Source organism: Streptomyces sp. H39-S7, assembly GCF_027158205.1.
GTDB lineage: Bacteria > Actinomycetota > Actinomycetes > Streptomycetales > Streptomycetaceae > Actinacidiphila.
The window spans coordinates 40,106-45,646 of record NZ_JAPVLU010000059.1; the positions used below are offsets into that span (position 1 = coordinate 40,106).

The window sequence follows — 5,541 nt, forward strand, 5'->3', positions numbered from 1 at the left end:
ACGCTGTTCCACGACACCGCCGACGCCCACATCGCCGACTACGGCCCGGTCGCCGAAGCGGTGAACCGGATGTCGGTGCCCATGGCCGACCGGAGCTTCTACAGCAACCGCTGACCGGCCCTTCCCCATGCCCTCGAAGGAGGAGCCCCCGATGATTCCCCTCGGTCCCCTGCGCGGCCGGATCGCTCAGGTCCGCGACGTCTTCGGCCGCGTTCTCACGGTGGCCGGCACCGGAGCGCTCGCGGCCGGAGCGTTCTGGCCGCACACCTACAGCGCCACCATGACGGCGACGGTCGTCGCCGCCGGATACGCCACCGTGTGGTCGGCGACGCTGCCCAAGGGCCGCGCCCTGGACGCGGCCATGGCCCTCTACCTGTCGTCGTCGGTGTCGCTGGCCGCGCTGCTCACCACGCAGCGGATCTGGTCCGGCCTGGACTGGTGGTGGGACCTGCTTGGTGCCGCCCTGTGGACGGCCGTCGTGCTCAAGGTGCGCCCGGCCCGGATCGCGAAGGTCCTCGCCGGCCGCGAGCCGTCGCTGACCCCCGCGGCTGTCGAAACGAGCCGGGAGCTCCTGGTGGAGGCGGCCCCGGCCGGACCGCAGCACCCGGCCGCCGCGTTCTGGGCGCAGCGCGTCGCCATCGAGGGCGGCGCCGCCCCCAACACGGTGCTGGAGCAGGTGGAGGAGACCGGCGGGCGCTCGATGCGCGCCGTGATCCGCTCCACCCTCCCCGGCAAGCCCGTCCCCACGATCAACCTGCTGGAGCTGTCCGCCGCCCTGAACTGGCCGGAGGACGAACTGCAGATCACCCCCGTGCCCCGCCAGGGCGCCGGAGTGCGGCGACTGAGCGTCGGCACGGCCCCCGCCGAACAGACCGACGACCCGTACGCGCACTGGGCACAGAACGTCGCCCCCAAGGGCATGCCCGGGACCGTCATCACCTCCATCCGCGCTGTCACCATCGAAAAGGAGCTGGGCGCATGACCGCCGAGACCATCTACGAGCTCACCGTCGAAGCCCCTCCGGGGGACCTGATCGCCTACGACCCGATCCGGCTTGCCTCCGCCCTGCGGATCGAGGACCCCAGCAGGCTGGCGATCGAGACCGACGGCATGAACCACGCCCTGGTCACGATCTACCCCTCCGACCCGCTCGCCGACGTCGAACTGCCCGACCCCAGCGAGCTGGTCATGGACGACCAGGGCCGCATCTGGGTCGGCCGCTACCACAACGGCCGCCCCGCCAGGATGCGGCTGTACGACCCGAGGGCCGGATCCGCGCAGCGCGGCCTGCTGTTCGGCACGACCGGCGCGGGCAAGTCCACCGGCCTCCAGGTGATCCTGGCGGCGGAGAAGCGCTCCGGGATCGTGACGTTCCTCTCCGACCTCAAGGGCGGCCAGTCCGTCCCCGAGGCCCGCGACAACGTCGACTGGTTCGTCACCACGCCCGAGGGCGCGATGGCGCAGCTGCGCACGGTGTGGCTGATCATGCAGGCGCGGCAGGTCCGCTACGCCGCCGCCGGCCGCTCCAAGTTCCTGATGAACCGGCCCGACCCGCTGCTGAACCTGCGGATCGACGAAGCCAACCGCCTGCTGGAGAAGGGCGCCCCGTTCCGCGACGAGGCGACCTACTACATCAAGGACATCGGCCGCACCGGCCGGTCGCTGGGCATCGGGGTCCACCTGTCCGCGCAGGCCGGCCACCTGGAGGAGCTGGGCGGCTCGGACACGCTGCGCGGCATGCTCAAGGACGGCGAAGTGATCCTGCTGCGCTGGACGTCGACGATGATGCGCCAGCTGGTCTCCGACGGTCTGCTGGCCGCCGGGCAGTCACTCGCGCCGATCCCGAAGTACGCCGGGGCCATCAAGCTCATCAGCCAGTTCGAGGAAGCCGGAGACGAGGACGCCCCGGGCACCCAGGGCAGCGGCTACCTCCTGTCCGGCCCCTCCCCCACCAGCCGCTTCCGGTTCTTCAACGTCGGCAGCACCGAGCCGGTGGAGGGCCTGGACCCCGAGATGCTCGCCCTGTACGGCGACGGCCCGGTCCGGCAGCTGGAGAAGGAGTCCCTGGACGACGCGGGCGACGCCTACGCCGGACGCCTGGACGGCCCCGAGGCGTACGCCGCGATCTTCCCCATGGAGGAGGAAGACGAGGACGGCGAAGGCAGCGGCGGCGGTGGCGGCCGGAAGTCCGGCGGCAAGAAGCGCCCGGTCGCCCCGGGCCCCGCGATGCCGGAGCCGTCCAAGCCCCGCGCCCGCACACTCGCCGAACGCGTCCAGGCCGTCCTGGAGAACTCCGACGGCGACCTGGACGCCGCCGCGATCCTCGAGGCCGTCAACGCCGACGGCGACCGCCAAGTCCGCCTCGGCAGCGTCCGCAACACCCTGACCGCCCTCAAGAGCAACTGACCCCTCACCCCGGAGAAAAGGAGCCCGACGCCGCCATGGCCGTATCCCTGTCCCTCGTTGTGGTCGCCGCCCTGATCGTCCTGATCCTGCTGCGCACCGGCTACCTGCGGCTGTGGCCCGCCCTGGCGGCCGTGCTGTTCGGGTTCTGCCTCGCCTCCACCGGCATCGCCCCGGCCATCACCGGCGCGATCACCTCCGTCACCGGCTGGGTCTCCTCCTTCTGACCCCGCCCGACCTTGAGAGAAGGACCCCGTGCCCGAATCGCAGACCCGCCCCGTCAAGTGCATCACGGTGATGCTCGACGGGGCCACCACCATCGTCGGCCGGCCCACCGCACCCGGGCAGCCCGACGTCCAGGCGCTCATCGACGACCTGCTCGCCACCGGCCGCAAGAACGGCGTCCAGCTCGCGGAGCCGGAGACGACCCGGCCGCTCCCGCAGTACCTGACGCTCTCCGACCTCGACGCCGCTGTCCGGCGCGCTGAGGCATAACCACCCGCACCTCACCCTTGGCCGCCCGCCGCACCGCATTCCCGGTGCGGCGGGCGGCCCTTGTGCAGGAAGGACCCACCGCCATGTACCAGTCCGGCACGCAGCGCCCCTACGAGGTGGCCGCCCCCGCCGCCCAGCACCTGCCCGCGGCCGACCCGGTGGCCGAAGCGATGGCGCAGGCCCGCGCGCTCCAGATCGTCACCGCCTCCACCCACGCGGTGGAGCTCTCCGGGGAGCGCGCCCAGATGGTGTGGATCCCGGGTCCGGGCAACCAGTTCATGGCCGTGCCGCGCGAGGTGCTGCCCGCCGGCTACCGCCACTTCGAGGCGATGCCCGCCCCGCAGCAGCGCGACCTCACCCCGGTCCCGCTCTTCGACCCGCGCGCCCAGCTGGTCGCCGCAGGCGGCATCGGCGCCGGCGCGGCCGGAGCCGGGATCGGCTGGGGATTGGGGCAGGCATTCACGGGCATCGCGGCCGCGGGCGGCACCGGCGCCGTCGTCGTGGGACTCGCCCTGTGGCTCCTCATCAAGGTCACCAGTGGTGGCGGCGGCCGCACGCACATCCACAACGAGAACCACGTGACCAACCACAACACCAGCCGCTGGTTCGGCCACTCCACGTCGTCGACCACGACGACGAACAACCGCTGACCGGGCCGCCTGCTTCGTACTCGAACCCCGACGCCGGGTGTCGAGTACGGGCCAGGTGGCCCGGGGCGGTCAGCTCTCCAGGTCGATCAGGATGCGCCCGTAGTCGTCGACCCACGCCTCGTAGATGACGCCGTCGACGATCGCGCCGTCCACGACGATCTCCACGCCCTCTTCGACGTCGATCCACAGCACGCCGTCGTCATCCGTATACGCCGGCCAGATCACCCCGTCGGCGATCACCTGATCGAACACGACGCCTTCCGGCTCATCGCGCGTGAACCAGCCCATCACCGCCCCCTTCGCTTCATGCGCACAGCCTGACGCACCACCAGGCCCTTCCAACAGATCCCCGCGCAGACCTCCGGACAACCCGCCCCGGCCCCCGAACCCGCAACGCACCGCGCGGAGTTCGGGTGCCAGAGCAGGCCGCCCGGCCCGCACCGCGCTCACCGACGCACTCAAGGAGATCCCGACCGTGGCTGACCACAACGACCGCGACCAGGCCCCGAACGCCGACCAGCCGGACTTCCTCCAGCTCGGGCAGAACGAGCAGGAGCCCTTCAACTTCCCGCCGCCCCCGGCCGGGGAGTACCAGAAGCCGAAGCAGCCGCAGCTCGCCGCCGCACGCGAATGGTGGGACCACGCGTGGGAGACCGGCGGGTTCCTGCACGACCGCTGGGAGGACCTGCGCCAGGCCCCGGAGCTCGGCTGGCACTCCATGGCGAACTGGGTGAAGGCGGCGATCGGACTCGCCGGGATCTGCGCGGTCATCATCCTGCTGGACACCGCGACCGACGTCCTGGCCGATTCGATCCGCCACCTGCTCACCGCCGTTCCGCACGTCCAGGTCGGCACCGACACCTCCGACGGCGTCTTCGCCGTCGTCGACCAGCCGATCCGCTCGTACATCGCGGCCCACTCCGCCTCGCTGCCGATCAGCGCCTCCACCGTCTACACCCTCTGGCAGGTGGTCGGTCTCTTCGGCCTGGTCGGCGGCTTCTTCCGCAGCAGCGGCGCCCGCCTGACCTGGACGGCCTTCGGCGCGTCCAGCATCGCCATGGTCTACAGCGCCGCACCGGCCGACGGCCGCACCATCGCCACCGGGCTCGCCGTCCTCGCCTGGACCGCCGCCTCCGCGTTCGCACTGCGCGGTCTGAGCCTGCGCCCGACCTTCTTCACCCACATCCACAACGCCGGTCACCAGATCGAGCCGCACATCCACATCCCCGCCCCGGCCGCCCCGCCCGTCGATGACACCCCGGACAACGTGCACCCGCTCACCAAGCGCTGACCCGTCGCCCTGCCTGGCTCTCGCCCGCCCTGCGCGGGCGAGGACCGGACAGGCCGCCCGGCCTCACGCACCACCCGCCCTGTCCCCGACCGAATGGAGAACTCGTGGCCGTCATAGGCGTGCTGACGGAGCCCACCCCGCCCACCTGGTGGAAGGCGAACCGGCACAAGGTCTACGGCGTCGGCGGACTGCTGATCGGCTACCTGATCGGCACCCATCTGCACGGCGCCCCGACCCGCAGCCGCAGCACCCGAGCCCGAGCCACACCACGCCGGCCCCGACCACGCCCGGCGCGCACCGCACGCACACGCCCGCCTGATCCGTCACCCGCCGCACCCTCGCCGACGCATCCGACGTCGGCGGGGGTGCGGCGCTGTGCACCGACCTCTGGAGGAACTGCCCGTGCTCATCCCCCGCCCGCGCCGCCGTATCGGCCGGCCCCGCCCGCAGCGTCCCGGCCCCCGCTACCCGCACCGCCCCGACCGGCTGCCCGGCACCTGGCGCCGGTGATGCCGCGCCGCCGAACGAGGCGCCGCCGCCGCGAGGTGAGGCGGGTTCCGCGCAGTGACGCGACCCTGCCAACTGGAGTTCACGCGGGTTCCTTCGCGATGTGCCTGCCGATTGAGGTGCAAGTGGGGAGGTAGGAGCCCTCCTATCAGGCTTGATTGGTACGCGTGAGATGTTCGCAGTAACTGGCACATT

The 5,541-nt window shown here is 72.0% G+C and carries 8 protein-coding genes; 7 read left to right on the top strand and 1 reads right to left on the bottom strand.

The genetic code is table 11. From position 1 onward, the window contains the following. The first annotated feature begins 151 nt into the window (after positions 1-151). The 5 genes from O3X23_RS37435 (at position 152) to O3X23_RS37455 (ending at position 3,548) form a co-directional block, all read left to right on the top strand. Entirely contained in the window at positions 152-982 is an 831-nt protein-coding gene (locus O3X23_RS37435; RefSeq protein ID WP_269277659.1) for a hypothetical protein, read from the top strand. Then, on the top strand, positions 979-2,406 hold the full coding sequence (locus tag O3X23_RS37440; protein ID WP_269277662.1) for a transfer protein: 1,428 nt from the start codon (positions 979-981) through the stop codon (positions 2,404-2,406). The genes O3X23_RS37435 and O3X23_RS37440 overlap by 4 nt, the downstream gene beginning before the upstream one ends. A 35-nt stretch (positions 2,407-2,441) precedes the next feature. Beyond that, positions 2,442-2,630 (top strand): hypothetical protein, encoded by a 189-nt coding sequence (locus tag O3X23_RS37445; protein WP_269277665.1) that lies wholly within the window; start codon positions 2,442-2,444, stop codon positions 2,628-2,630. Between the two features lie 28 nt (positions 2,631-2,658). Then, positions 2,659-2,898 (top strand): hypothetical protein, encoded by a 240-nt coding sequence (locus O3X23_RS37450; RefSeq protein ID WP_269277668.1) that lies wholly within the window; start codon positions 2,659-2,661, stop codon positions 2,896-2,898. A gap of 83 nt (positions 2,899-2,981) precedes the next feature. Further along, a complete protein-coding gene (locus O3X23_RS37455; RefSeq protein WP_269277671.1) occupies positions 2,982-3,548 on the top strand; it encodes a hypothetical protein in 567 nt (188 codons plus the stop codon). Positions 3,549-3,617: 69 nt separating this feature from the next. Here O3X23_RS37455 and O3X23_RS37460 read toward each other — a convergent pair whose 3' ends face one another. Further along, positions 3,618-3,836, bottom strand: a complete 219-nt coding sequence (locus O3X23_RS37460) for a hypothetical protein (RefSeq protein WP_269277674.1) — start codon at positions 3,834-3,836, stop codon at positions 3,618-3,620. Positions 3,837-4,023: 187 nt separating this feature from the next. On the opposite strand from O3X23_RS37460, the gene O3X23_RS37465 reads away from it, so the two are divergent. After that, positions 4,024-4,839 carry a hypothetical protein gene (locus O3X23_RS37465; protein ID WP_269277676.1) on the top strand — a complete coding sequence of 272 codons (816 nt, stop codon included), beginning with the start codon at positions 4,024-4,026 and terminating at the stop codon, positions 4,837-4,839. Between the two features lie 375 nt (positions 4,840-5,214). Continuing rightward, complete coding sequence (locus tag O3X23_RS37470; protein WP_269277679.1) at positions 5,215-5,349, top strand: hypothetical protein; 135 nt, start codon at positions 5,215-5,217, stop codon at positions 5,347-5,349. The last annotated feature ends 192 nt before the right edge of the window (positions 5,350-5,541 follow it).